This window comes from Streptomyces venezuelae, assembly GCF_008642375.1.
Taxonomy (GTDB): Bacteria; Actinomycetota; Actinomycetes; order Streptomycetales; family Streptomycetaceae; genus Streptomyces; species Streptomyces venezuelae_G.
In genome coordinates this window covers 4,579,084-4,602,972 of the sequence record NZ_CP029194.1, presented here as the reverse complement: position 1 = coordinate 4,602,972, position 23,889 = coordinate 4,579,084, and the positions used below count along the sequence as shown (strand labels likewise).

General features: G+C 70.2%; 22 protein-coding genes. 5 read left to right on the top strand and 17 right to left on the bottom strand.

The genetic code is table 11. From position 1 onward, the window contains the following. Window positions 1-316 precede the first annotated feature (316 nt). The 3 genes from DEJ46_RS21125 to DEJ46_RS21115 all read left to right on the top strand — a co-directional run bounded on the left by DEJ46_RS21125 (window position 317) and on the right by DEJ46_RS21115 (window position 3,660). Window positions 317-661 (top strand): hypothetical protein, encoded by a 345-nt coding sequence (locus tag DEJ46_RS21125; protein ID WP_150268655.1) that lies wholly within the window; start codon window positions 317-319, stop codon window positions 659-661. Between the two features lie 120 nt (window positions 662-781). Continuing rightward, window positions 782-1,459 carry an ABC transporter ATP-binding protein gene (locus DEJ46_RS21120; RefSeq protein ID WP_150268653.1) on the top strand — a complete coding sequence of 226 codons (678 nt, stop codon included), beginning with the start codon at window positions 782-784 and terminating at the stop codon, window positions 1,457-1,459. Next, window positions 1,456-3,660: an ABC transporter permease gene (locus DEJ46_RS21115; protein WP_150268651.1), complete on the top strand. Its 2,205-nt coding sequence runs from the start codon at window positions 1,456-1,458 to the stop codon at window positions 3,658-3,660. Before DEJ46_RS21120 ends, DEJ46_RS21115 begins: the two co-directional genes overlap by 4 nt. Before the next feature lie 378 nt (window positions 3,661-4,038). Here DEJ46_RS21115 and DEJ46_RS21110 read toward each other — a convergent pair whose 3' ends face one another. From DEJ46_RS21110 to DEJ46_RS21100, 3 genes are all read right to left on the bottom strand, one after another. After that, a complete protein-coding gene (locus tag DEJ46_RS21110) occupies window positions 4,039-4,380 on the bottom strand; it encodes a hypothetical protein (protein WP_150268649.1) in 342 nt (113 codons plus the stop codon). Between the two features lie 58 nt (window positions 4,381-4,438). After that, window positions 4,439-4,852, bottom strand: a complete 414-nt coding sequence (locus tag DEJ46_RS21105) for a hypothetical protein (protein ID WP_150268647.1) — start codon at window positions 4,850-4,852, stop codon at window positions 4,439-4,441. Between the two features lie 164 nt (window positions 4,853-5,016). Further along, window positions 5,017-5,880, bottom strand: coding sequence for a DUF6192 family protein (locus DEJ46_RS21100; protein WP_150268645.1), 864 nt, complete (start codon window positions 5,878-5,880; stop codon window positions 5,017-5,019). A 124-nt stretch (window positions 5,881-6,004) separates the two neighbouring features. On the opposite strand from DEJ46_RS21100, the gene DEJ46_RS21095 reads away from it, so the two are divergent. After that, window positions 6,005-6,526 carry a GNAT family N-acetyltransferase gene (locus DEJ46_RS21095; protein ID WP_190622788.1) on the top strand — a complete coding sequence of 174 codons (522 nt, stop codon included), beginning with the start codon at window positions 6,005-6,007 and terminating at the stop codon, window positions 6,524-6,526. Between the two features lie 44 nt (window positions 6,527-6,570). On the opposite strand, the gene alaS is transcribed toward DEJ46_RS21095, so the two are convergent. The 13 genes from alaS to DEJ46_RS21030 all read right to left on the bottom strand — a co-directional run bounded on the left by alaS (window position 6,571) and on the right by DEJ46_RS21030 (window position 21,192). Then, window positions 6,571-9,225, bottom strand: coding sequence for an alanine--tRNA ligase (alaS, locus tag DEJ46_RS21090; RefSeq protein ID WP_150268641.1), 2,655 nt, complete (start codon window positions 9,223-9,225; stop codon window positions 6,571-6,573). Between the two features lie 242 nt (window positions 9,226-9,467). Then, entirely contained in the window at window positions 9,468-10,121 is a 654-nt protein-coding gene (locus DEJ46_RS21085) for an HAD family hydrolase (protein ID WP_223834876.1), read from the bottom strand. Then, the gene (locus DEJ46_RS21080) at window positions 10,118-10,669 is read right to left on the bottom strand and encodes an orotate phosphoribosyltransferase (protein ID WP_223834874.1); all 552 of its coding nucleotides are present in this window, start codon (window positions 10,667-10,669) and stop codon (window positions 10,118-10,120) included. The genes DEJ46_RS21085 and DEJ46_RS21080 overlap by 4 nt, the downstream gene beginning before the upstream one ends. Further along, the gene (locus tag DEJ46_RS21075) at window positions 10,666-11,274 is read right to left on the bottom strand and encodes an LOG family protein (RefSeq protein WP_150268639.1); all 609 of its coding nucleotides are present in this window, start codon (window positions 11,272-11,274) and stop codon (window positions 10,666-10,668) included. Before DEJ46_RS21075 ends, DEJ46_RS21080 begins: the two co-directional genes overlap by 4 nt. Continuing rightward, entirely contained in the window at window positions 11,271-12,143 is an 873-nt protein-coding gene (locus tag DEJ46_RS21070) for a hypothetical protein (RefSeq protein ID WP_150268637.1), read from the bottom strand. Before DEJ46_RS21070 ends, DEJ46_RS21075 begins: the two co-directional genes overlap by 4 nt. 41 nt (window positions 12,144-12,184) lie before the next feature. Continuing rightward, window positions 12,185-13,015: an aspartyl/asparaginyl beta-hydroxylase domain-containing protein gene (locus DEJ46_RS21065; RefSeq protein WP_150268635.1), complete on the bottom strand. Its 831-nt coding sequence runs from the start codon at window positions 13,013-13,015 to the stop codon at window positions 12,185-12,187. 328 nt (window positions 13,016-13,343) lie between these two features. Continuing rightward, on the bottom strand, window positions 13,344-13,724 hold the full coding sequence (locus DEJ46_RS40015) for a hypothetical protein (RefSeq protein ID WP_150268633.1): 381 nt from the start codon (window positions 13,722-13,724) through the stop codon (window positions 13,344-13,346). 121 nt (window positions 13,725-13,845) lie between these two features. After that, window positions 13,846-15,075, bottom strand: a complete 1,230-nt coding sequence (locus DEJ46_RS21055; protein ID WP_150268631.1) for a helix-turn-helix domain-containing protein — start codon at window positions 15,073-15,075, stop codon at window positions 13,846-13,848. Between the two features lie 310 nt (window positions 15,076-15,385). Further along, window positions 15,386-16,264 carry a ParB/RepB/Spo0J family partition protein gene (locus DEJ46_RS21050; RefSeq protein WP_150268629.1) on the bottom strand — a complete coding sequence of 293 codons (879 nt, stop codon included), beginning with the start codon at window positions 16,262-16,264 and terminating at the stop codon, window positions 15,386-15,388. A gap of 56 nt (window positions 16,265-16,320) precedes the next feature. Then, a complete protein-coding gene (locus tag DEJ46_RS21045; RefSeq protein WP_150268628.1) occupies window positions 16,321-17,970 on the bottom strand; it encodes a relaxase/mobilization nuclease domain-containing protein in 1,650 nt (549 codons plus the stop codon). Further along, complete coding sequence (gene mobC, locus DEJ46_RS21040) at window positions 17,971-18,594, bottom strand: plasmid mobilization relaxosome protein MobC (RefSeq protein WP_150268626.1); 624 nt, start codon at window positions 18,592-18,594, stop codon at window positions 17,971-17,973. A 107-nt stretch (window positions 18,595-18,701) separates the two neighbouring features. Then, window positions 18,702-19,646 (bottom strand): DUF2637 domain-containing protein, encoded by a 945-nt coding sequence (locus tag DEJ46_RS21035; protein ID WP_150268624.1) that lies wholly within the window; start codon window positions 19,644-19,646, stop codon window positions 18,702-18,704. A 343-nt stretch (window positions 19,647-19,989) separates the two neighbouring features. Next, complete coding sequence (locus tag DEJ46_RS21030; RefSeq protein ID WP_150268622.1) at window positions 19,990-21,192, bottom strand: DUF3631 domain-containing protein; 1,203 nt, start codon at window positions 21,190-21,192, stop codon at window positions 19,990-19,992. 297 nt (window positions 21,193-21,489) lie between these two features. Between DEJ46_RS21030 and DEJ46_RS21025 the strand changes: the two genes are divergently transcribed. Further along, window positions 21,490-21,984, top strand: coding sequence for a helix-turn-helix domain-containing protein (locus tag DEJ46_RS21025; protein ID WP_150268621.1), 495 nt, complete (start codon window positions 21,490-21,492; stop codon window positions 21,982-21,984). Between the two features lie 427 nt (window positions 21,985-22,411). Here DEJ46_RS21025 and DEJ46_RS21020 read toward each other — a convergent pair whose 3' ends face one another. Continuing rightward, window positions 22,412-23,860 (bottom strand): recombinase family protein, encoded by a 1,449-nt coding sequence (locus DEJ46_RS21020; RefSeq protein ID WP_150268619.1) that lies wholly within the window; start codon window positions 23,858-23,860, stop codon window positions 22,412-22,414. Window positions 23,861-23,889: the final 29 nt, after the last annotated feature.

Below are 23,889 nucleotides of genomic sequence, written 5' to 3'. Positions count from 1 at the left end.
CCATTGAACTCGCGGAGATCTGGAAGGTGACGCCTCCGCTTGTCCGTCGGATCAGGAGCCTTCTCCGGCATGCGTGGGACATGCGTTGTTCCGGTTGACCGAAGCCACCCCGCCTTGGCCGCCGCGCATATGCGATTTGTGACGTCGTTGCTTTCGCGCCATGTAATGGCAGCCCCCTAGATCCACAAGATTCCGGCTGTCACGGTTACACCGCGGTTGCCCACCTGCTGGCTCTGGACGTTGAGCGATCAGGCCAGAAGGCGCGGCCGCACACCATACGGACCCAGCCAGGGTTCGCGAACAGGGGAGGACAAGCATGAACCTCAAGCAGAAGATTGCGGTGCTGGCTGTCACAGGCGCTGCCCTTTTCGCCGCCACGCCGGCGATGGCCGGTGACATGTACGGCGAGAAGGAGGGCGCGAAGGCGTGGAGCTACGGCACCAACGCCTCGATCGCAGTCAGCGACACCAAGGCGGACGGCGACGAGACCTATGCCACCTACCACCGTCGCACGACCGACAACCACGAGCTGCGCAACAAGAGCGGCTCCGGTACGACCGTGTACAGCGGGGCTGACGCGACCAACTACGTGCGCGCACTGAAGGCGTGCCAGGAGAAGGACTTCCAGCCGGACCCGTGCTCCGCCTGGTCCTACCGGTAGCGGAACCGCGGCTGCTTAGGTCGCGATGCAACGGGGTGGCGCGCTCTGTGTGCCACCCCGTCCCGCGCGTGAACGAGTACGAACGGCAAGACATGTCGGAAGCGGAGCACAGTGGTTGAGATGGTGTTGTCCATCAGAGGACTCACATACGAGGTTCCCGGGCGGTCCTTGTTCAGTGCGCTGGACCTGGACGTCCGAGCGGGAGAGTCCGTCGCGGTGATGGGACCGAGCGGCTCCGGCAAGTCCACCCTGCTGTCGTGCGCTCTGGGACTGGTCCGGCCCTCGGGGGGAACGGTCGAGGTGGGCGGCGTGGACATGGCTGCCCTGCGGGGCAAGGTCCTGGCCCAGCACCGCGCCCGCCACATCGGCATGGTCTTCCAGTTCGGCGAACTCCTGCCCGAACTCTCCCCCACCGACAACGTCGCCCTGGCGGCGCTTCTGGCGGGAGCGGCCCGCAAGGACGCGTACCGGAGGGCGGGGGAGCTGCTGACGCAGCTGGGGGTGCCGCTCTCGGAGACCAGCGAAGAACTGTCCGGCGGGGAGCGGCAGCGCGCTGCGGTGGCGCGGGCGGTGATCAACTCCCCGACGCTGCTTCTCGCGGACGAGCCGACCGGCGCCCTCGACGAGGAAGCCAAGGAGAAGGTGGCGGACACCTTGTTCGACATGCCTCGGCGGTACGACTGCGGTCTGCTCCTGGTGACCCATGACCCCGCGGTGGCCGGCCGCGCCGACCGCACCCTCACCCTGACCGGAGGCGTCCTCACCCCAGTGCAGGAAGGGTGGGCGGCGGAGCGATGAGTCGGCACGGTCTTATCCGCAGGCTGCTCGCCGTCGGGGCGACGGCCGGAGGCCGCGCCGAGGCGGGGCGCGTCAGGTTCGTGGCCCTCCTTCTGGCTACCTCGATGCTCGCCCTGTCCCTGGCGTCGGTGATCGCCACGCACGCCACGTACGAGGGCCAGGCATCGCGCGGCGAGGCCCGCGCGCCCGTGTTCCAGCAAGACGTGCCGGGCAGTACGGCCCGCGCCACCTGGAGTGTCACCGGCGACTCGGTCCCCGGCAGCAGCCTCTACCGGGTCGTCTTCCTCACTCGGCTCTCCGCGGACGCTCCACTGCCCCCGGGTGTGTCGAGCTGGCCTCGCCCGGGCGAGGCCGTACTCTCCCCGGCGCTGCGCGATCACCCGGGCGCCGAGGACATCACCACCCGGTACGGCCGGACGGTGGGCCTGATCGGCACCGAGGGCCTGCAGTCGCCCGACGAACTCTTCGCCTACGTCGTGCCGCACACCGCGGCGAAGGACGACAGCGTGAGGCCGATCATCGGCTACGGGCCCTCCGCCGGCCCCACGTTCTACACGGTGGGACAGTCGGACGACGCCAAGCCCGAGTGGACGTTCCTGGTCCTGATCGCCCTGCTCCTCGTGCTGCCGGCCGCGGTGCTGCTGGCGGTCGCCGCCCGGACCGGCTCGTACGTACGGGACCGGCGCACCGCCCTGGTCACGGTGCTGGGTGCCACCCCGCGCGACCGGGCCCTGATCGTCCTGGGCGAGGTCCTGCGTCCCGTCACCGCAGGGACCCTGCTCGCACTGGCCGTCGCGGGCGTCGCCTCGACCGTGGACCTCCGCCTCCCCTGGACCGGACACGTCCTGGTCGCCTCCGACCTGCGCGGCTGGTGGTGGGCGTTCCTGGCCGTGAGCCTCGCGGCGGCCGCGGCGGTGCTGGCGGTCGTGGTGCTGACGGACGCGATCGGCCGGAAGAACACGGGCGGCACCCGGATCAGGGGAGCCCGCCGGTCTCCGGTGAAGTGGGCCGTGGCATGCCCCATCCTCCTCCTGACCGCCGTCCGCGGGCCGGACCTCTTCCCTCCCGGTACCACCGCCTTCGTCATGACCAACTGGGTCGGCGCCGCCGGCACCCTCGCCACACTCCCCGCCGCGATCGCCGTCATCATCGGCGTCCTGGGAAAGAAGCTGGCCGGTCTGGGGCGCCGCTACGGCAGGCCGGGGCTCCTCATCGCCGGCCGTCGTGCCGCTGTTCATCCCGGGCCGCTGGCGCGCATGATCGCCGGAGTCGTGGTCGCCATCGGGATTCTCCTCCAGGCGGTCGCCTGGCAGGGGCAGCTCGGCGCGGATGCCCTGGCGGCGCAGGCCACGGTCGAGCGCATCGGGTCGTCCGCCCTGGTCATCGAGCCCCGTGCCGCCACGGCCGGGCAGCTGGCGGCCTTCCGCCGCTCCCTCCCCGACGACATGGCGGAGCTGTCCCTGACGAAGGACCCTGAAGCGGACCGCTTGACGATCCGAGGCAGGTGCCCTGCACTCCAGGCCCTCGAACTGCGCTGCTCCCGCGAGCCGTCGAGTCTGACCGGACCGCCCCAGGATCCACGTATGAGGGAACTGATCGGTTGGAACAGCGGAGTTCAGGGCAAGGTGAGCGTGGTCCAGGCGGATCCGGTGACATCGCTGAACGACGGGAGGGGATTCACCCAGTCGGTTCTCGTGTCCCGGGATGCGACGGACCTGCCGGTGGCGTTGATCAAGCAACAGGCGTACCGGACGTTCCCCCTGGGAGCGGAGGTCGGCACCATCGGCGAGAACTGGCTCGCGGGCGCCAAGGTGAACCAGCTTCAAGGAAACTGGCTCACCTTGTTCGGCCTGGCAGGCATCACCCTGCTCGCCGCGGCCTCGGCCATCGCCGGCCTGGCGGAATTCCTCCGCAATGGCCGCGCCCTCGCCCCAGTGACCACGCTCACCGGCAATACCCGCGTCTACTGGTCCACCGCCGCCCACGGCATCCTCGTGCCCCTGACCCTGGCCGGCCTCGTGGGCTCCGTCGTGGGCAAGTGGCTGGCCTTCCCCACCACCGACTCCGGCGCCTCGTACATCTCCGGTGGACTCCTCGCCGCGTGCGCCGCCGCGGCCACGTTCGTGGGCGTCGCGGGCTGGGTGTGGGGTGCGCTCGTGTCCGTCCGCCAGGCCGCGGTCTGGCGCCCCCGAGGCGAGTAGCCCAGGCTCGCAAGAACAAGGGAAAGCAAGCGAGAACAACGAAGCCCCAGGCCGCTGACCTGGGGCTTCGTTCACGAACGGATGACGGGAATCGAACCCGCGCTATAAGCTTGGGAATCACCGCCGCTTAGGCAGATCATTTGGCGTCTGACCTGGGAAAACATCCTCCGGCGTGGCGGCACCGAAGGGTGCAGGGATACCCGCGCTGACCGCTGTTCGCCGCTCCGAAGGGCACGGATGGGGCACGGCCCGGCGTCGTGGGGCATCGACGGGATTGCGGGCGCTGCCGCAGGTGGAGCGGCTCCAGTCCCGCTGCGGTGTCGCCGGGCGGGATCGGCGTCGATTCGGTTCGTGGGTACCCGCCAGTCAAGAAGTGGATCACCTCGCGGGACCCGAGGTCCGCTCCCCTGCCTGCTTCAGCAAGACCATCAGCTTCTCGTGCCACGAGAACGACATCTCCGGGCGACGGCTCTTGGGCGGGAAGAATGCGGCAACCTCGGTGTACCTGGCAAGGACGGCGGGAGTCATGCCGATCGCTGCGGCGAACTCCTTGAACTCGGGATCACGGGCATTGCGGCCCGAGAAGTCATGGTTGATGAGGTCACCCAGCAGGAGCAGGGCTTCGCACTCCTCCGCCGCCAGGGCACGGCCCCGGCGGATGAACTCTTGCGCCTCCGCCGGGGCGGTGTCGGCGCTGCGTCTTCCTGGGCTGCCGGTCACTGGTGGGCCTCCTGATGACGTGGAATCGTCGCGACGAGTCGCACCAGCTGCTTCTTGATCAGACTGGTGCAAGGAGGTCCTTGGCGTCCTCGACTACGACCTCCAGGTGGCGGCGCATCAGACGTACCGCCTTTGTGCGCGCCAGTTTGGAGTGGGGGATTACCGTGCCTGCCAGCATCCGAAGAGTTCGCGTGGCCTCCCCCTGCAGCCTGAAGACCTCGTAGAGTTCCGCGACCTCGGGGATGTACACGATGCGGTACACGTGCTCCCGGGGGTCGTACGTGAACACGGCGTCTGAGTCCTTCAGGTCCGCGAGGCTCTCCCGGAGGAAGGAAATCCCGTACCTGACCTGGTAGTAAGTGAGTCCCGTATCCTCGACCAGCTCGTCAAAGGTCAAGCCTCGCGTGCCGGCCCTGTCCAGGGCGTCTTTCACCATCTGTGCTGACAGCTCAGCAGGCTGGTGGGCGGTCATCGCTATTCATCCTTCGAGAACTGGACGAGCATCCTCCGCGCTTGGTCTCGTCGGCTCCTCCAGTCGATCTTTCGATCTTGTTCTGTCTGCGTCGCCCCGCGCGCGGAGGGCAGACCTGATTCGGCCCCTCCTCGTTCTGTTCGGTATCGACCTTCTTTCACCCGCTACTCGGCGAGCAGCCGTTCCAGGGCCGCGTCCATGTCGGTGCTTCCTGTGTCCAGGGCGTGCTCTGTCCACGAGACGGCTGCGGTGACTCGTTGGAGCCCTTCCCGGATCGATTCCTTCGCGTCCTCGGAAAGCTCGGCAACGTGAAGGGTGGGCAGAGCGCGGCCTATGCCGTGGGTGAAGTCGGAGCAGAGGCGTAGGACGGAGAGGGCCTCCGCTTGCTCGTTGATGCGTCGGATCTCGGGGCGCTTCCTCGTCTGCTCTCGCGCCTCGACTATCCGCTCCGTCTGAGCCCGGTTGAAAGACTCGCGAACAGCGGGCTTCTCGACCACTTGCCGTGCCACCGTCTCCCGGCGCATGACGCGCTCGACTGCCGCCGCCGCCACTTGCTCGTCATCAAGTAGATCCTCGACTATCCGGAGGCGCTCCTCTTCGGTTTCCGGAACGTCGGTCTTCCAGCCCACGGCGCGCTGGGCCCCAGCACAGGTCCACTCACGACGGCCGGTCTTACGGTGGACCGGCGGGTCGAGGATCAGCTCGAAGCGGTCATGCCGGTGGGAGAGGATGGAGTGGACCGTCCAGCACACGTCCTTCTGTCGCTGCTTCCTGGGCCACGCGCCGGCGACGAGCCGGTACCCCTCGAACGTCTCTCGCGTCAGTCCGACCTCGTCGGCGTAGTCCGCCAGCATGTTGTACGCCTTCATGGGCAGCCGCTTGCCCTTCGGCGGGAGAGGGACCATCTCAAGGCCGATGTCGCCCAGCTGGAACTGGACCGTGCTCTCGGTACCGACGAGCCGCTGCCCGCGATGGACTATGTCCTTCCACTGCTTCGGTCCGTATTCGGTCACCAGGCTCGTAGCCATCTGACCTCCCCGGTCAATGACCCCCTTTGTTCCACTTTATTCCAATATGGGTCTAGGGGGTCGCAGCGCAACCGCGATCAAGGAACACGGCGGGTGGTAGGTCATGGAGGAAGGGACAGGGGTCTTGACCAGGGGCTTCGGGCTGCGCCGTCTTGCTGCCGACGACTCCATGGAAGAACTGACCGCCTTGCTTCACCGCTCGTATGCCGATCATGCTACGGCGGGCCGGGTCTTCTTCGCCTCGTATCAGACAGTGCATGACACCGAGTACCGAGCGGGCGGCGGGGAGTGCTGGCTCGCCGTCCGGGGTGCGGAACTGGTGGGGTCGGTGACGGTGGCGGCTCCGTATTCCGTACCAGAGGGGTATCCCGCTCCGGTGGGTGCGGGATCGTTCTGGCAGCTGGCGGTGGATCCGGCGTACCGGGGGACGGGGCTCGGGCAGCGGCTGCTGGCCCTGGCAGAGGAACGTATCGCCGCGCTCGGGTCCGCGCATGTGGTGATCGATACGTCTGCGCAGGCAGCTGACCTGGTCGGCTGGTACCGCAGGCGCGGTTACGCGCCCGTCGGGTCTTGGCGGTGGGGCGTGACGAATTACGAGAGCGTCGTGCTCCTGAAGGAGCTGGCGTCGGGCAGACGCGGCGGGTGAAGTGGCGTGCCGGTGCCGCTTACGGCGGCACCGGCAACCGGGCGCTACTGGCCGAGCGCGCGGGCGGCGTCCTGGGCGGCGATCGTGAGGGCTTCGTCGAGGGCTTCGGTGCGGCGGCCGCCGGCGCTGGCGACCGCGCCCTTGCCGCCAGCCCCGCCGCCGACCGTACGCGCGGCCGGGATGAGGATGCGGCTGGCCTCGGTGCCGGTGTCGTGGAGGCTGCGGGTGACCGCGGCGGCCAGGAGGGCCTTGCCGTCGTGCTCGGTGCCGAGGACGACGACGGCGTGGCCGGCGTCGAGGAGGCCGGCGGTGTTGTGGGCCAGAGTGCGGAGTTCGTCCGGGCCGAGGCCGGTCACCTTCTCGGTGACGACCCGGCCGCCGGCGACCGTTCGGGCGGAGGCGGCGAGCTGCTGGGCGCGGTCTCGCAGCTCGGCTTCGCGGAGGCGGCTGAGTTCCCGCTCGGCGGAGGCGAGGGAGTCGAGGCGCTTGCGGAGGGCGTCGGGGGCCTCCTGCGGGCGGGTACCGAGGAGACCGGAGAGTTCTTCGAGGAGGCGGCGCTCGGTGTCGTAGTAGTCGAGGGCGTCTCGGCCGGTGAGGGCTTCGATGCGGCGGAGGTTGGAGCCGATGGAGGCTTCGCCGACGATGCGGACGGGGCCGGCGTTGGAGCCGTGGCCGATGTGGGTGCCGCCGCAGAGTTCGCGGGAGAAGTCGCCGATGTCGACGATGCGGACGTGGTCGCCGTACTTCTCTCCGAAGAGGGCGGTCGCTCCGGCGGCCTCGGCCTCGGCGCGCGTGGCGTGCCAGACGCGTACCTCGGGGTCGGCGAGGAGGCCGTCGTTGACGAGGGTCTCGATGGCGGCGAGCTGGGGGCGTTCGACGGCGGAGAAGTGGGCGAAGTCGAAGCGGAGGCGACCGGCGTCGACGAGGGAGCCCTGCTGCCGGGCGTGGTCGCCGAGCGTGCGGCAGAGCATGGCGTGCAGCACGTGGGTGGCGGAGTGGGAGCGGGCGACGGCCTCGCGGCGGGCGCCGTTCACGCGGGCTTCGGCCTGATCGCCAGTACGGATCTCGCCTTCGGCGACGCGGACGGTGTGGACGTGGAAGCCCTCCAAGCCGGGCTTGGTGTCCAGGACCTCAAGGAGGGCGCCGTCGGCGGTCCGGATGGTGCCGGTGTCGCCGACCTGGCCGCCGGACTCGGCGTAGAACGGGCTGCGGTCCAGGACCAGTTCGACGGTGCTGCCCTGGAAGGCGCCGGGCACGACGGTGCCGTCGGTGATGAGGCCGAGGACGGTGGCCTCGGCGTCGAGGCGGTCGTAGCCGACGAAGTCGGTACGACCGTGGCGGGCGGAAAGCTCGCGGTAGGCGTCCTGACGGCGCAGCGCCTCGGTGGTCCTTGCTTTGCCGCCGGCCTTGGCGCGGCGCTGCTGCTCGGCGAGCAGGCCGGCGAAGCGGTCCTCGTTGACGGTCAGGCCGGCGTCGCGGGCGGCTTCGACGGTCAGCTCGACGGGGAAGCCGAACGTGTCGTGGAGTTCGAAGGCGGTCTCCCCGGCGAGAGTCGTGGACCGGCTCTCGCGGCTGCGGCTGATAGCGGAGTTCAGGAGTCGGGTGCCCTGGGCGAGGGTGCGGGTGAAGGACTCCTCTTCGGCGGTGACGACCTGCTCGATGAGGGCGGCCTGGGCGGTCAGCTCGGGCCAGACGTCGCCGAGGTTGGCGATGACGCTGGCGGTCGCCGGGGCGAGGACGGCCTGGTCGATGCCGAGGAGACGGGCGTGGCGAATCGCGCGGCGCATCAGGCGGCGCAGGACGTAGCCGCGGCCGTCCTTGGCGGGCAGGACTCCGTCGGCGATCAGGTAGGCGATGGAGCGGGCGTGCTCCGTGACGACCTGGAAGGAGACTTTCTCCTCGCCGCTGCCGGGGTAGTCGCGGCCTGCGAGTTCCTGGACGGTCCTGAGGGTGGGCCGCAGGAGGTCGGTGCCGCAGACGTTCTCGACGTTCTGGAGGATCGCGGCGAGTCGGTCGAGGCCGAGGCCGGTGTCGATGCTCTGCTGGGCGAGGTCGCCGAGGATCGGGAAGTCGCCCTTCTTGTCGCCCTCGCCGCGCTGGTACTGCATGAAGACGAGGTTCCAGATCTCCACGTACCGCTCGCCGTCGACGGCCGGTCCGCCTTCGCTGCCGAAGGTCGGCCCCCGGTCGTAGTTGACCTCCGAGCAGGGGCCGCAGGGGCCGGGGACGCCCATGGACCAGAAGTTGTCCTCCATGCCCAGGCGCTGGATGCGCTCGGCGGGGACGCCGATCTTGCGCCAGAGCTGCTCGGCCTCGTCGTCGTCCTGGTAGACGGTGATCCAGAGGCGGTCCTTCTCCAGATTGAAGCCCTGGGTGAGGAGTTCCCAGGCGAAGGCGATGGCGTCGGCCTTGAAGTAGTCGCCGAAGGAGAAGTTGCCCATCATCTCGAAGAACGTGGCGTGCCGGTTCGTACGGCCGACGTTGTCGATGTCGGAGGTGCGGGCGCACTTCTGGATGGTGGTGGCGCGCGAGAAGTCCGGGGCGACCTCGCCCAGGAAGTACGGCTTGAACTGGTTCATGCCGGCGTTGGCGAGGAGCAGAGTCGGATCGGAGGGGATGAGCGGGCTGGACGGGACGTGGCGGTGGCCGCGTGAGGTGAAGAAGTCCAGGAAGGTGGAGCGGATCTGCGTCGAGCGCATGGTGGTGTGGCCCTCACGGAAGAGTCGTGGAGAGATGGGGGTCGATCACACGCCGAGCCGGGCCGAGAACAGGGACTGAGGGGTTCTCAGTTCTCCAGCTCGACGCAGATAGCTCGCGCCCCCACGGTGTAGACCATGACTCCAGATCCGTCGCTTGAGGTGGCGCAGCCGACACCGGACGCAACGGTCCGCTGTGACTGCGCCACCCAGCGTAGCGGGTCCGGAGTCAAGATCGCCTGGATTTATGTGCCCCGAGGCCCGGTGCCTGTCAGGGACAGGAGCGTCCCGGCGAGGTCGTCGGCGTGGGGGAGTACGGCGACGGCGCCGGCCCGGGTGAGTGTCGACGGGCCGGAGAAGCCCCAGCCGGAGCCGATCGGGGTCACGCCGGCGGCCCGTGCCGCGTGCATGTCGGACTCCATGTCGCCGACGAACACGGCGTCGCCGGGCGTCACGCCGAGCTTGTCGAGGGCGAGCAGGAGACCGTCGGCCGCGGGCTTCGGCGTCGCGTCCTCGTAGCAGATGACGACGTCGATCAGGTCGAGGATGCCGGGTGGCAGCAGCCAGTTGACCCGCTGACGGTTTCGCAGGGTCACGATGCCGGTGCCGACGTCGGCGGCGCGGAGCGCGGCGAGCGTGTCGGCCACGAACGGGAACACCTCGGCGGTGAGGGTGGCGGTGGCCGTCGCCGCGTCCCAGCTGTCCTGGTTGATCGCTCCGGCGTATCCGAGTTCGGCGAGGACGTGCTCGCGCGGGGTGGTCGCGGCCTCGGCCGGCAGGTCGGCGACGGTGATGCGCCGGCCGAGTGCGGAGGTGGCGAAGCCCGCCAGGGTGGCGAGTTGGGCGTGACGGCTGTCGACGAGGACGCCGTCGAGGTCGAACAGCACGGCCCGCTTCACTCGGCCTCATCCTTTCGGGGTGTAGGCAGGTCGGCCTCGGAGAGCAGGGAGCGGAGCGCTACGCGGTGTTCGGCCAGCAGCGTTCGGCCGCCGAGCGGGCGCTCAAGCACGCACAGCGCGTCGCTGACCGGCGCACCGGCGATCCGCAGGATGCTGGCCATGGCGAGCAGCTGTCCGCCGGAACGGACCACGTCGTCGACGAGGACGGCCCGGCGGCCGGCGAAGGGCGCGCCTTCGATCTGCCGGCGGGAGCCGTATCCCTTCGGACGGCGGCGCAGGAAGACGGCGGGCAGGCCGGTGGCGGCGGACAGCGCGACGGCCAGGGGGACGCCGCCGAGTTCGATGCCGGCGAGGAGCTGGGCGTCGGTGGGGACGAGGGCGGCCATGGCGGCGGCGGTGTCACGCAGGAGCTCGGGGTCGGCGGCCAGACGGTACTCGTCGAAGTAGCTGTCGAGCCTCGTGCCGTCGGCGAGGTGGAAGGGGGCGGTGACGAGGGCGGTTTCGGCGAGCCGGACGGTGAGGTCGGGCAGCCGCATGCTGGTGGTCATGCTCCTCCGATCGGTGCGGTGTCGAACACGCCGGGAGCGGCGAGGTGGTCGCGGAAGGCGTCGGCGGACTCGGCGGTGCTGAGGAAGCCGAGGGGCCGGGTCGAGGTCTCGTACAGCCACTTCTCCTCGCGCAGGAAGGCGAGCAGGCGCAGCGCGGCGGCCCCTGCAAGGAAGATCGGTATGGGCCGGATGGTGGTCGCGTAGTACATGGCGGCGGTCAGCTCGTGGAGGGTGCCGACTCCTCCGCCCATGGCGACGACGAGGTCGGCGTGGTCCAGGTAGTGGTTGAGCCGGGCGCCGAGGTCGGGCAGGTGGACGGACGTGGTGGCGTACGGGTTGAACGCGCCCCACTCGTCGCGCTTGTCGATGAGGGTCACCGCGGTTACCGGGACTCCTTCGGAGGAAGCCCCGCGCGCGGCGGCTTCCATCAGGCCGTTGTAGCCGCCGTGTAGGAGCTGGTATCCCGCCTGGGCCAGGGCCTGGCCGATCTCCTCGGCCAGCTTCTCCTCCTCGGCGGAGGTGGGGCGGACCCCGCCGAAGAAGACGGCGGTCCGGCCCTCGCGGGCCCGGCCGGTGGCCGAACCCGCGAGGTGGAGCCCGTTCACATCTGCTCCAGGTACGTGCGGTACGCCAGGACGGCGTCCTCCAGCCCCCTCAGGGCCTCGGGGCAGACCCGCTCGACCAGGGCGAGCGTCCGCTCGACAGCCGCGTCGACGTCGGTGGCGAGGGGGACGGCCGGTCCACCGATCGCCGCCTCCAGGTCGCCGAGGCAGGCCCGGCCGATCGGGGTGAGGGCGATCTCCTCGCGCAGCTGGTACCAGCCCCAGAACCGCGAGGTGGGGACCAGCGCGGTCTTGATCAGGTCCTTCGTGGCCGTGTGGAGGCGGTGCCACTCGGAGTACGCGACGAACCGCTGGCCGCGCTTGATGCGCTTGTGCAGCAGGACGGCCAGCACCAGGTGCTCGATGAGCAGCTCGGCGCACGTACGGGGCCGGGCGAGAAACTCGGCCGCGAACCGCTCGGCGACCGCCGTCCCCTCGGCCGGGACGAGTGCCGGCTCCCGGTCGAGGAGTACGGCAGTGGCGACCGTGGCCCGCAGGCGCGGGACGCGAGACGCGGGCGCCACGTAGAGGTCGATCTGGTGCAGGTACCCCTCGTCCGGGACTAGGAAGACCATGCCGACGCCGCCGAGGTCGGCGACGATCGTGTCGCGCCAGCCGGGCAGCAGGGCGCCGGCCTCGACGGACATCAGGTCGTCCAGGGCCTCGACGAAAGCGGGCAGGTCGGCGTCCTGGACTCCGACGACGAAGTCGACGTCAGAGAGACGGTCGGCCGTTCCGTGGGCCAGCGACCCACGCACCATCAGGTGCGTGACGGCCGGGGAGGTGGCCAGGGTGTCGGCGAGCCGGGACAGCAGCGGGAGCTGAGCGGGGCGGTTGGCGAAGGTGAGTTCCGCCAGGTGCAGGGTGGGCACGTGCGTCCTCCGATCGGATTCCGGCGTGTGGGGCGTGGCGGTCAGGCCGTGAGGGCGAGGAGGCGGCGCTTGGCGGTCGTCCAGCGCGTGGTGGCCTCCTCGTCGCCGAGCGAGGTATGCAGCTCCGCGATCAGGTCGTAGACCGCGCCCTCGGGCAATGCGTACGTGTAGAAGAGCCGCAGCAGCATCCGCTCGGCCGCGTCCGTGTAGCCGAGGCCAGCCATGCCACGGGCGGCCTGGAGCCGCTCGGCGAGCACCGCCGCGTCGGCCGAGGGCAGCGGCTCGGCGGAGCCGGGGTGCAGCGAAGGCCGGCGGGCCAGGCGCCGATAGGCGTCGTCGACGTACACGTCGGCGATCAGGTGGATCCGGTCCGGCCCGAGCAGGTTGCACACCCCGTGGGCGTACGTCGGCGTCAGCCGCCAGATCCGCCCGCCGGTCATGTGGACCTTGGTGCCGCCGGCGACGAGGAACGCCGACTTGTTGGTGTGCAGGGGGATGTGCAGCCGGTGCCGCTCGACCTGGTCGAGCTCGTCGTAGTCGCGGTGTTCCCACAGGAAGGCGTTGGGCTCCAGCCGGGCGAGCCGCACCCACATGTAGTTCAGGCCGAGTTCGGTCAGCAGGGCGGCGGTGGCCGGCATCCGCGTCAGCAGGTCGGTCGGCCTGGCCGCGCAGTCGCCGATCGTCACGTCGGCGGCGTCGCCGGACGCGTTCATCAGCGACGTCGTCCACCAGCCTCCCGACTGGTAGGCGCTGTACTCGGCCTTCCAGGGCGCCTGGGCCGTCAGGGCCTCGTGGCGCAGCCGCTCCAGCTGAGCGGGGTCGACGGCGTCGAGCTGGGCGATCTGCCCGGCAAGGGCGGTCAAGGTGTCCATCGGATTCACCTTTCGCGTGTCGGAAGGTACGTGGCTGGTCGCCCTCCGCCGAGGGGTGCGGGAGCGGTACGGGGAAGCTCCGGGTCTCCTCGGCGGAGGGCCGTTCAGCGGTCGGTGGCGTGAGGGAGCGGAAGCGCGTCCGGCACAGCCACGGCAGCCCTGTGGCCTGCGGAGGCGAGGAGCTGGTCGGCGTGGGACCGCAGGGCCCAGGCGGGCCCGGCCAGGCCGGCGAGAGCGAGGAACGTCAGGGCGCACCGGCTGCTGCGATCAGCCCGTACGCGGGAGGTAGCGAGAGCGCGAGCGGTGGGCCGGCGGTGGCGGGACCTGCTCATTCGAGGTCACCGGTGGCCTTCTCGTGGCTGACGAGGAGGCGGCCGATCTGGGCGTACAGCCGTTCCAGCTCCATCGAGGTGAGGACGAGAGCGCCCTCACTGATCGATCCGTCCGTGAAGTGGAACACGACGGGCACCGAGCCCTGGTGGGTGCGCGGGTCGTAGACCGCGCCCCCGCTGGGCAGCAGGGTGGTGTGCGTGATCTGCGCGGGCACCGGGAGCAGAGTGGAGCCGTCCGCCGGGGCGGACCAGGTGGGTCCGCCGTCGGGCAGGCGCAGGTGGTAGGTGGTGGCGGAGTCCTCGCCGGGGAGGGTGACCACGACGCCGACACGACCGCTGTGGGCGGTGTCGGCGGCGAGGTCACCGAGCCGGGGCACGAAGGGAGCCGCCGTGCGTAACTCCGCTCCCTGTGAAGGTAGATGAGGTGTGCGTCGTCCGGTCATGCCCCGAAGTTAGGGACGGTCGGGGCCCCGAATATGAGCCGGAGGAATACGACCCCTATCCGTCCAGGTGAAAGCGGTCGGACATGCGCCGCAACTTCTCACGCGTGGCTGCCCGTTCGGTGTAGACGATGCTCCGGAGCGTGGAGCGGGCGATGGGGTGGTTCCGTACGAGCTGGGGTGCGATCCGCTCGGCGGTCTCCAGCTCGACGAGGGCCTTGTCCCGGTTGCCGTCCCACAGCCAGGCCCGTGCGATGTCCATGTGGTGGTGCCCCTGACGGGAGTTGGGGAGCGCGCCCACCAGCTCCGGGCTGGTGCGGCGGTTTATCTCCAGGGCCTTGCCCTGCTCGCCCATCTCCAGGGCCACGCTGATCGCGTGGATCTGTACGTTCCCGGCGGAGAACGTCAGCGAGTGCCGGTCGTACACCGGCACTCCGGCGTACGAGTCCAACCGCTCGGCTGCGTCCTTCGCGTACCCGATCCGGGCCTCGGCCTCCGACGCGCGACCGGCGCGGGCGGCCGAGACCGCCGCCCGGAGCTGGAGGGTACCCCAGGCCCGTACGGCCAGCGGGTCGCCGTGCTCGTACGCCCGCTGCACTGACCCGATCGCCTTGTCCGAGAGCGTCAGCGCGTCCGCCCAGTCGGCCGTCGCCCACATGTCCCAGACCCGCATCCAGTCCGCGACCGCGGGCAGTACAGGGTCCCCGGAGAGGCGGGCCGACCACGCGGCCCGCTCGCAGGCCATCGCGACCAGTTCGGGGTGGCCGAGGGAGTGGGCGGCGGTGTGGGCGAACTTGCAGCACACCGCGTAGATCGCGTACGCCTCCTCCCGCTCGTACCCCTCCGACGCCTCGGCCAGGGCGCGGGCCTCGCGGAACAGGTCGGGCAGGACGCGGAGGATCGCCACGTTGGAGGCGGTGTCCCGGAGCCGGTGGAGCCGCGTCACCTCCCGCCACAGCTGCGGCGCCGGCCTCGGCGTCCCGTCGAAGACGGGGGCGAGGTCGTAGCGGCGCAGCTCGCGCAGGATCGACGAGGCCGCGATCTGCCACTGGTTGTCGTCGGGCGAGCTGCTGTACGGGCGTCCGATCAGGTCGTTCGGGTGGACGTGCAGCTCGGCGGCCACCTGGTTGAGCAGCCCGACCCGGTCCAGCTCGATCAGGCCCCGCTCCATCTTCGACACCCAGCCCTGCGACTTCCCCAGGGCCGTGGCGAGATCGGCCTGCGGCATCCCGAGCCGCAGCCTCGCCCTGCGGACGCGCCGGCCGATCTCCTCGGCTTCCTCCAGCATCAGGACACCTCCCCAACCGCCGGACGGCCGTGCGGGGTGCGCCGGGCCGTCCGTACAGAGTTCGTCACCAGCACGGTACCCAGGACGCCGTCTGCGCGTGGGGAAGTTGGCAGGCAGGGGGCTCCGGGCTGCGCTTTCTGCGCACAGGGGCCGCCTTGTTCTGTCGGGGCACGAGGCGGATGTCCCGAGAGTGAACGCCTTCGCTGTTCCGTTTCGGGACACGACGTGCGGCGGAACCCTTCTCGGCCTGTTGATGACTACGCGCCTCGGGCCCGGACCTTCTGGACCTGGGCCCGAGGCGCGCTTCGTGTCAGGTGAGCGGAGTGAGGTGGGCGGTCAGCTCCCGGGCTTCGGCTGAGAGGCCGGCGTGGACTTCGCGGGCGAAGGCGGTGTCGGGGCGGGGTATGAGGGTCCGGATCGTGGTCCAGCGCTGGGCGGCCTGTTCGATGGCCTGCTGGGTGTGGTGGATGACGGTCTGACGCTGGGTGATGTACTGCTCGGCCTGCTGGTGGGCCTGGTTCCAGGTGATGTCTCCCTGCTCGGCGAGTTGGGCCAGGGGCGGGGACGTGTGTCCGTCGGCGATACGGAGCGCGTCGGCCTCGGCGATCTGGTTCCGGACGCGGGTCTGCTTCTGTCGTTCCTCCAGGGTGGCGATGGCGTTGTCGAGGGTGAGGTGGCCTTCGGCGACCTGCTTGGCGAGGTCCGGGGCGTGCTCGGTGACGCGGTCGTGCTTCTCCTGGATGGCTTCGGCCTTTGCCTTGTTTTCACGGGCGGCTTCGTAGGCGGTGTCGAGGGGGAAGGCACCGATGCGGACCTGTTCGGCGAGGCCGGGGGAGTACTTGAGGACGACGTTGGCGGCGGAGAGGCGGGTGCGGCTGAGGCCGTGGGTCTTGGCCAGGTCGCGCAGGGAGTGTCCCGACACTGAACAGGCCATGGCTGTGATCATGGCCTCCTGGCCCTTGCTGATGTGCCGGCGGAACACGTTGCTGGAGAGGATCAGCGCCGTGGGGTCGCTGCCGGTGTAGGTGGTGAAGTGGGGTTCGACGCCGGCGATCTCGCAGGCGGCGAGGCGGTTGCGGCCGTCGAGGAGGACGCCGTCGGCGTCAAGGACGATCGGCCTGTGCTGGCCCTCGGCCTTGATGGACTCGGCGAGGTCGAGCAGCTCGTCCTGGCTGAGCATCGGGAACATGTCGGCGGTGGGGTGGATCTTCAGGGTGTGATCCTTGTCGGAAGGCGGGATGAGGTTCAGCGCGTGCGGCGCTGCTGGCTGGTTTTGGACGGGCGGTAGGCGGCCGACGGCGCTGCCGGGGCACTGCTGGTGGCGTCGGCGGTCAGGTCGGCGAGGCGGTGGAGCCGCCAGGTGAGGACTTCGCTGACGCTGGTGGCGGAGGCGGTTTCCCGTCGGGCGGTGGCCTCGGTGAGGAGGGCGGCGGGGTTGTGGCCCGCCGCTTCGGCTCGGTCGAGGGTGGCGGCGAGAGCGGGCCAGCCGGGCTCCGCGAGGATCTGTTCGGCCAGGTCGGGAAGGGCTCGGCGCAGGGCGAACTCCTGCCTCCGGCGCAGTGACTCGGCCAGGCGTGTTCCTCGCTGCCGGAGCACGGCCAGCGGCTCGGTGGCCGCGACCTGATAGGCCATGCGGAGGTGGTCGGCGGTCTGACGGGCGGCTTCGGCCTGCTGGCGGTGGTTGCGGGCGCGGTGCCAGTGCTGCGCGGCGATGACCGCCAGAAGCAGGGCGTCGAGGACGATCGCGAGGAGAGTGCCGTCCTTGGGGGCGGGCTCACGCAGGATCGTTTTCACTGCCCGGCGGGTGGCCTGGGCCTGCTGGTGTTGGGCGCGGATGCGGGACCGGCCGGCGCGCTCGAAGACGATGGCGGCCTGTACGAGCTGGGGCCGGAGGCTGGCGGGAGCGAGCAGGGGGAGTGCGTCGAGGGCTTCGGCGAGGACGGTGATGTGGGCCTGTCCGGCCTCGTCCTCGCCGTGGGCGAGGTAGTCGGGTGTCCGGTCGATGGCGTGGGAGAGTCGCCGCCAGGCCGGGGCCTCGCTCCGCTCCGCCGGCGTTGACGCGCTGGCCGTGAGACGTTCGGCGATCTTGGGGTAGGAGAGGTCGGGAGCGAGGGTGGAGCCGGAGAACCACACCGGCTCGCCCTGGACGTTGGTGTCGCCGTCGAGGGCCACCTTGTAACCGCGGACATCCCCGGACGGGAAGTACTGCACGTCGACAAGGGCTCCGGTCCCTTCGATGAGCCGGAAGAACTCCTCGGTGGTCGTGGCCGCCGCGACGGCGGTGCGGACGACGGTGCGCAGGTGCTCGCGAGAGGTCCGCGCGTTTCCGGTGCGCTGAGCCTTCTCCTGCTCGGCACGGGTCGGCCGCTTGGCGGCGGTACGGTCTCCGCGCGGCACCTGGCGCAGGCCGTACTCCTTCTCGATGGCGACGAGTTCCTTGTCGGCGCGCAGAAAGTCGTTCCAGTTCCTCGGCGGGCGGAGGTCGCCTCGGACCTTGGTGGCGACGATGTGGATGTGGTCGTCGGCGTGGCGGACGGCGACCCAGCGGCAGGCGTCGGGGTCGCCGGCCGGGGCGATGCCGGTGGCGTCGAGGACGCGGCGGGCGATGGTGGCCCACTCGTCGTCGGTCAGGTGACGGTCTTCGGGGGCGGCGCGGATCGAGCAGTGCCAGACGTGGTTCTTCGGCGCCTTGTGGCCGGCCTGCTTGACCCGCAGGTCGAGGACATCGGCGAGCTGGGCGATTGTGGCGGCGGGGTTGCGGCCGGGGTCGGGGACAAAGTCGTCCCACGCGGCGACGAGGTGGGGGTCGGTGTGTTCGTTGGCGCGGCCGGGCCCGTAGAGGTAGTTGAGGACGCCCCGTGTTTTGTGGCCGGGCTTGACGATGTTCGCGATCAATCAGGCCGCCCAACGGTTCGTGGCGGCCACATGGGCGGCGGCGTCGACCGCCGTGACCGTCTCCTGGACCAGGGTCAAGAGCCGTCCGGCCTCGGCGAGGACGGCGGCGTCCACAGGGTGTGCCTCGTCACCGGAGTTGAGGCGTTTGGCGATCTGGTTCACGTTCCGGCCGATCCTGGAGACCTGCTTGCGCAGGGCTGCGTACTCGTCGATCAGGTCGTCGGTGGCGGTGCGCTGGTCGGGCAGGGCGAGGTCGCCGTTGAGGTGGGCCATGACGATGGCGCCGACGAAGTGCGCGCCAGCCAGACCGAGGCGACAGGCTTCGGCGAGGATCGCCTGCTTCTCGCCGACGCTGTAGCGGACGTCGACACGCTCCTTGCGCTGAACGTCCTGGCGGGTGCGGCGGCGGGCGACACGACGCAGCGCGGCTTCGTCGGCCGCCGCCGCACCCCCTGTCCCCGGTGCGCCCTCGCGCCGGGGACCCGCTGCCTCCGCCACCCCCGGGGCGGAGGCTTCCGCGTGGGACCGGCCCTTGGACGGTCCAACGCCATACCTTGCTGCGCGGTTGAGGTCGGTGCTCATCTGCTGCTGAGTGGTGGGGAGTTCGTGGTTCGGGGCGTGCATGGGGCGGCTCTCCGATGGGTGCTTGGTTGTGCGCGGTCTCCGGGTCCCTGTGCGCTCGGCTGCACAGGGACCCGGGATGCGACGGAAGGGCGGGGTCGGTGCGAGGGTCAGGCGATCCCGACTGGGGCGGTGGCGCCGTCGAGTCCGTCGAGTGACCCGATCTCGGAGCCGTCGTACAGAGCGGGCTGGTCCTGGCTGGTCCGTTCGGCCTGCAGTCGGTCGCGCAGGGTGCGGGCGCGTTTCTGGCCGATCCGTAGTTCGGTCCGCAAGCGTTCGGCGGTCAGCTGGTCGTCGGTCCAGTCGGTGGTCAGGCGTCGGGCGTTGTCGAGGACTTCGGCGTCGGTGCGGGTGCGGTCGGCGGTCGACTTGGCCGCGGCGGGGACCCGACCGGTCGCTCGACGCGGGGCGGCTCCGGTCGACTCCGTCGCTGTGACCGACCGGGGCGGTCGGGTGGCCGGGGCCGCTTCGGCTCCCTCGGCCGGTTCCGTCATGGGTGCCTCGGTGACCTTCACCAGGGTCGACTCGGTCAACTGCTCGGGGACCGATTCGGCCCGGTCAGGCGACGACTCCGGGGCCTGCTCGCCTGCCGACTGGCCGGAGGCCGTTTCGGGCGGGTCGGCCGACTCGGGGGTGTGGTGCAGCACCTTGGCCACGAGGTCCGATCCGAAGTAGATCGACCCGACCGGGAGTGAGGTAGCCAGCAGTACGAGGGCCCAGTTCGCGTAGTCCAGATCGGTCAGGCGGCCCCACTGGATCGAGTCGGTGTGCAGGGCCGGTACGAGGCCGTGCACGTAGTTCAGCAGGAGGCTGGCGATCGTGTAAGTCGCCAGGACCCGCAGCGCGAACTTCCGGTCGGCACCGCTCAGCACGAGCGTGGCAATCAGGGCGAGGGCCATGAGCCCGTCGACGACGATCGGGTAGAGCAGGGCGGCTGTGGGGTCGGCGCCGATGGCGCGGGCCACGTCGGACAGTGCGTTCCACGAGACCCGGAAGGCCATGAGGACGACGGCCACCAGGCCGATGACGAGGACGACGCGTCCCGTGCGGTTCACGCGACGACTCCCAGCCGGTGTGGGGGCTCGGCGGGCGTCGCCAGAACCACCACGCTGTTTGAGGTCCTTCTTCTTGGCGCCGGAGGTGAGGTGCGCGATGCCGGCGCGGATGGCTGCCGGGGCGCTTGGGGCAGGGAAGTGCAAGGGGGCCGGTCTCCAGGGTGGGGAAGGGCGTGGCCGCCGGGGTGTGGGCGGCTGTGGGCGGTCGGAACTCGTCCCACTCGTCCCGTGGCTGGTCAGGGCAGGTACGGGTGGGGTGGTGATGTCGGGTCGACTCGTTGCGGGTCGGTGACTCGTCCCCGCGCTGACCTGCGCGGGGACGAGTGGGACGAGTCGGGGAGGGTCAGGCGCCGGGCTGGTCCGCCGGTGCGGCGGCTGCCTCGGGCGGGCAGTAGCGGGTCCAGGCGTCGGTGAACTGGGCGCGGGTGAAGCCCTTGGCCTGGTGGCCGCCGGGGAAGCGGCGGTTGGCCGACTTGATGCCGTAGTCCTGGAGCAGGATCTGCAGGCCGCGTGGGGTGAGCCCGTTGGGGCTGTGCTCGGCCCAGGGCGCTTCCTGGTCCTGGTTGAGGATGTCCAGGAGGCGGCCGGTGCGGATCGTCGGCTGGTCGCCTTCGGTGGCGAAGGCGCGGCGGATGTCGGCGAGGATGCGGATCTTCAGTCCGCCGTCCTCGTCGCGCCCGGACTCGTAGTCCGTCATCGCTGTGCATGCGGTGCGGGCCAGGACGGGCCAGTGTCCGCCCGCGAGGTCGGCGACGCTGATCAGCGGCGCCCAGGTGTCGGCGGCACGGTCCTCGACCGGCAGCTTCGGCTCCATGGCGAGGGCCTTCTCGCGTACGGAGGCCAGCCAGGCCGCCAGCCGGGTGCGGAGCTCGCGTACCGCCAGGTCGTCGCGGCCGTAGCGCCAGAAGCTGACTTTCTCGGTCTCGGCTCGGCGGCGCATGCGGATGACGACCGACCGGTCCATGATCGTGTCGGGGAGGTCGCCGATGCCGGCGAGGGCAGCCATGGCGAAGGTGGGGAACTTGACCACCTCGTGGTTGGGGCCGGAGACGCGCAGGGTGGGCCGGTTGCGCTGGTGGCCGGCGTTGAGCAGGCCGCGCATCTCCTCGTTCTTCTCCGCGACCTTCGCTGAGCCGAAGATCGTGTCGACCTCGTCGACCAGGAGCGTGGGCGGGTCGGCGTCGCCGATCGACCGGAAGATCGCGGCGGCGGAGGCGTTGACCGTGATCAGCGGCTCGTGGACGGCCTCGATCAGGACCTCAAGCAGCCGCGACTTCCCGCACCGCTTGGCCGGCCCGACCACCGCGAGGCGCGGCGCGTGCTGCCACACCGTCTGCAGGTGGGTCGCCGCCGCCCACAGTGTGGTCGCGGTCAGCGCTTCGTCGCTCGGCATCACGACGTAGCGCCGGATCGCCTCCCGGAGCTGGTCGAGGACCTCTACGCCCTCGGGGTCCGGGGTGGGCGCGGGGGCGGCCGGCTGGCCGGGGATCGCCGTCGGCGGCCACTCGACGGGAAGCGATGGCGTGTTCGGGGTGTCTTCGTCCATACTGGACATCGAGCTCCTCAATCTGCGGGCTATACGGGACGGCAATCCCGGCCATGCAGCTAGTCGTTCAGGGATGGGCGGCGTGAGGTTTGCGCTTCGAGCCCCTCGGTGTCTTCAGCACCGGGGGGCTTTTTGCATGCCGGGCCGGGGTCACCCGGTCGGCGCGGGATCTCAGGGATCCGGCACATCTACTACTCTGCCATACGCATAGCTGCTTTGCAAGTAGCAGAGCATGCTGTACTCTTTTAACTGGCCCTGCGGACTGCAGCGGCATGCTGCGACAGGAAGGAGGAATCGATGTCCGACGACGATCACCAGGAAGCGCCGGAGGGTGTCCTGCTCAAGGGCGAGGAGAATGCCGCCAAGCGGATCAAGGTGGAGCGGGACAAGCGCGGCTGGAGCACCACCACGCTCTCCGAACGCCTCAATGAGGCGGGCTACGAGATGAACCCGTCGGGGGTGTGGCGCATCGAGAACGGCAAGCGCCGCATCAACCTCGACGAGGCGATCGGCTTCGCCGAGGTCTTCGGGGTGTCGCTGTCCAACCTCGTCGGCCCGCCGGCCCTGGCCGCCGCCGGCCGCGCCATGGAGCTGATCGACACCGTCGTGGCCGCCAGCGCGGCCGCCCAGCGCGCTCAGCACGTGTACCGCCGGGTCAACGCCGAACTGGCCGCCTACCTCGACGAGCACCCGGACATCCGCAGGGAGGCGGAGGTGATGGTCAGCAACGCCATCGCCGAGAGCACCATGAAGATCAATCAGGAGGAGTTCGGCCTGCCGCCCAAGCCGTAGCCCGCTCCTCCGGCCGCCCTGGACCGCAAACCCCAGGACCCTGCCGCGCCACCTGCCCATCCCATCCCTGAACGACACCGGCCCGGCCGGGGTTGCCGCCCCACCAGCCGAGCCAGAAGAGGACTCACCCCTTGCATCGACCCGCATCGACTACGGACTCCGCGCCGATTCCGCACTCGGACGCCGCTCTCCCGCGCCTCCCTCGCCGTGTCCCGCAACCCTGTTCCCGCCCAATCGGCGGCCACGGCGGCGCGGCGCGGGAGGCCGGGCTCTTTGACTGAGGACGAATGGCTGCGCCGCGTGGAAGCTCAGCTCCCTGACCGGGACGAGGAGTGGGTCGAGGATCTGCTCCGCATCTTCGGCATAGACCGGTCTTGAACGAACGAAGCCGGGCCTCCAACTGTCGTGGGGGCCCGGCTTCTGTTCGTCACCTGAGCACCGGCTCGATGTCCACCGGGTCGAAGATCGGCCCGTTGGACGAGGGCTTGATGATCACCGCACGGAAGACCTTGAGGACAGCGGCGCGCTGCTGCTCGATCGTCAGCTTCTCCCACCGCTCCCGGATGTCGACGGGGCCGGCCGCGAACGTCGCGGCCTCGGCGCGGTGCAGGGCCCGCTCCCGCTGCAGCTCCGCAATCTGCTTCTCCAGGTCCTCGGTGAGAGCGATATAGCGGGCGGCCGACATGCGCTTCTCCTGCCACGCCTGCTTGAACTCGGCCATGTCCCGCTCCAGAGAGGCCAACTGCTCCTCCTTGGTCCATTCCGGCGCGCGCTCACGGACGTTCGCGAGCGCCTTGTCCGAGCTGAGGAACACGGCCTTCCTGATGAGGCGGTCGACCGGTTCGCCCGCCCTGGCCACTCCCCCGCATCCGCCGTCGTTCTTGCCGGGGCACGCGTACCTGAACTGCGACGACGTCTTCGACTTCCGGTACGACGGGAAGGCCCGCATCTTCGCGCCGCACCTTCCGCACCGGGCGATGCCGGAGAGGAGGTACTTGGTGGCGTAGTCCCGTACCTCCCGCCCCTCCGACTCCCGCCGGACCTTCTCCGTGAGCAGGTACCAGTCGTCAGGGGTGATGATCGGCTCCCAGTCGCCGACGACGGGCTCACCGCGTTCGTCCAGGAACAGCTCGCCCTGGTGCATGCGGTAGCCGCAGATCCGCGGGTTCATCAGCATCCGCTTGATCTTGGAGTCGTCGAAGAAGCCACCGCTGTGCGACCTGACGCCCTTGTCCCGCCAGTCACGCGCGATCGACGCCCACCGGATGCCGCCCAGGAAGTCCTTCACCGCCTTGCGGAGGTGCTCGGCTTCTTCCGGGACCAGCGTCCTGCGGTCCTCGCGGTTCCATCCGTACGGTGCCCGGCCACCGGGGAGCCTGCCCTGTGTCGCCAGCTCCAGGTGCTTGCGCTTCGTGCGCCGCGAGGTGTCCGCCGAGGACTTGTTGGCGATGGTCACCTTGATCCGCGCGATGAACCGGCCGTTCTCCGTGGAGAGGTCGATGTCCGACGCGGAAACCGAGTCGAAGACGAGGTGGCGCTTCCCGCGCTCGGCATCCTCGTACTCGTCGATCCACGCCTCCAGCTCGCGCGGCTGACGCGTGAAGCGGTCGATGTCCCAGGCGACGACCCCGTCGATCCGCCCGGCCTTCAGGTCTTCCAGCATCTGCCGGAACTCGGGGCGTACCGTCTTGCGCTTGTACGCGGAGAGGTCGTTGTCCTCGTAGACCTTGGCGACCTCCCAGCCCCGGGCGGCGCAGTGCAGGCGGCAGTCCTCCTCCTGCCGTGCGACTCCCAGCCCCTCAGCCTCGTCGTCCTTGCTGATCCGGGTGTAGATGCCCACTTGTATGGCCCCGGAGGACCCCCGTCGTGCCGCCATGCGCCGGATCGTCGCATATCGCCATCGGA

Bases quoted from the DNA above. Each gene is read 5' to 3' on its own strand.
- DEJ46_RS21125 (WP_150268655.1), top strand. From the start codon at position 317: ATGAACCTCAAGCAGAAGATTGCGGTGCTGGCTGTCACAGGCGCTGCC.
- DEJ46_RS21120 (WP_150268653.1), top strand. From the start codon at position 782: ATGGTGTTGTCCATCAGAGGACTCACATACGAGGTTCCCGGGCGGTCC.
- DEJ46_RS21115 (WP_150268651.1), top strand. From the start codon at position 1,456: ATGAGTCGGCACGGTCTTATCCGCAGGCTGCTCGCCGTCGGGGCGACG.
- DEJ46_RS21105 (WP_150268647.1), bottom strand. From the start codon at position 4,852: ATGACCGCCCACCAGCCTGCTGAGCTGTCAGCACAGATGGTGAAAGAC.
- DEJ46_RS21100 (WP_150268645.1), bottom strand. From the start codon at position 5,880: ATGGCTACGAGCCTGGTGACCGAATACGGACCGAAGCAGTGGAAGGAC.
- alaS (WP_150268641.1), bottom strand. From the start codon at position 9,225: ATGCGCTCGACGCAGATCCGCTCCACCTTCCTGGACTTCTTCACCTCA.
- DEJ46_RS21080 (WP_223834874.1), bottom strand. From the start codon at position 10,669: ATGACCACCAGCATGCGGCTGCCCGACCTCACCGTCCGGCTCGCCGAA.
- DEJ46_RS21065 (WP_150268635.1), bottom strand. From the start codon at position 13,015: ATGGACACCTTGACCGCCCTTGCCGGGCAGATCGCCCAGCTCGACGCC.
- DEJ46_RS21055 (WP_150268631.1), bottom strand. From the start codon at position 15,075: ATGCTGGAGGAAGCCGAGGAGATCGGCCGGCGCGTCCGCAGGGCGAGG.
- DEJ46_RS21050 (WP_150268629.1), bottom strand. From the start codon at position 16,264: ATGTTCCCGATGCTCAGCCAGGACGAGCTGCTCGACCTCGCCGAGTCC.
- mobC (WP_150268626.1), bottom strand. From the start codon at position 18,594: ATGCACGCCCCGAACCACGAACTCCCCACCACTCAGCAGCAGATGAGC.
- DEJ46_RS21030 (WP_150268622.1), bottom strand. From the start codon at position 21,192: ATGGACGAAGACACCCCGAACACGCCATCGCTTCCCGTCGAGTGGCCG.
- DEJ46_RS21025 (WP_150268621.1), top strand. From the start codon at position 21,490: ATGTCCGACGACGATCACCAGGAAGCGCCGGAGGGTGTCCTGCTCAAG.
- DEJ46_RS21020 (WP_150268619.1), bottom strand. From the start codon at position 23,860: ATGGCGGCACGACGGGGGTCCTCCGGGGCCATACAAGTGGGCATCTAC.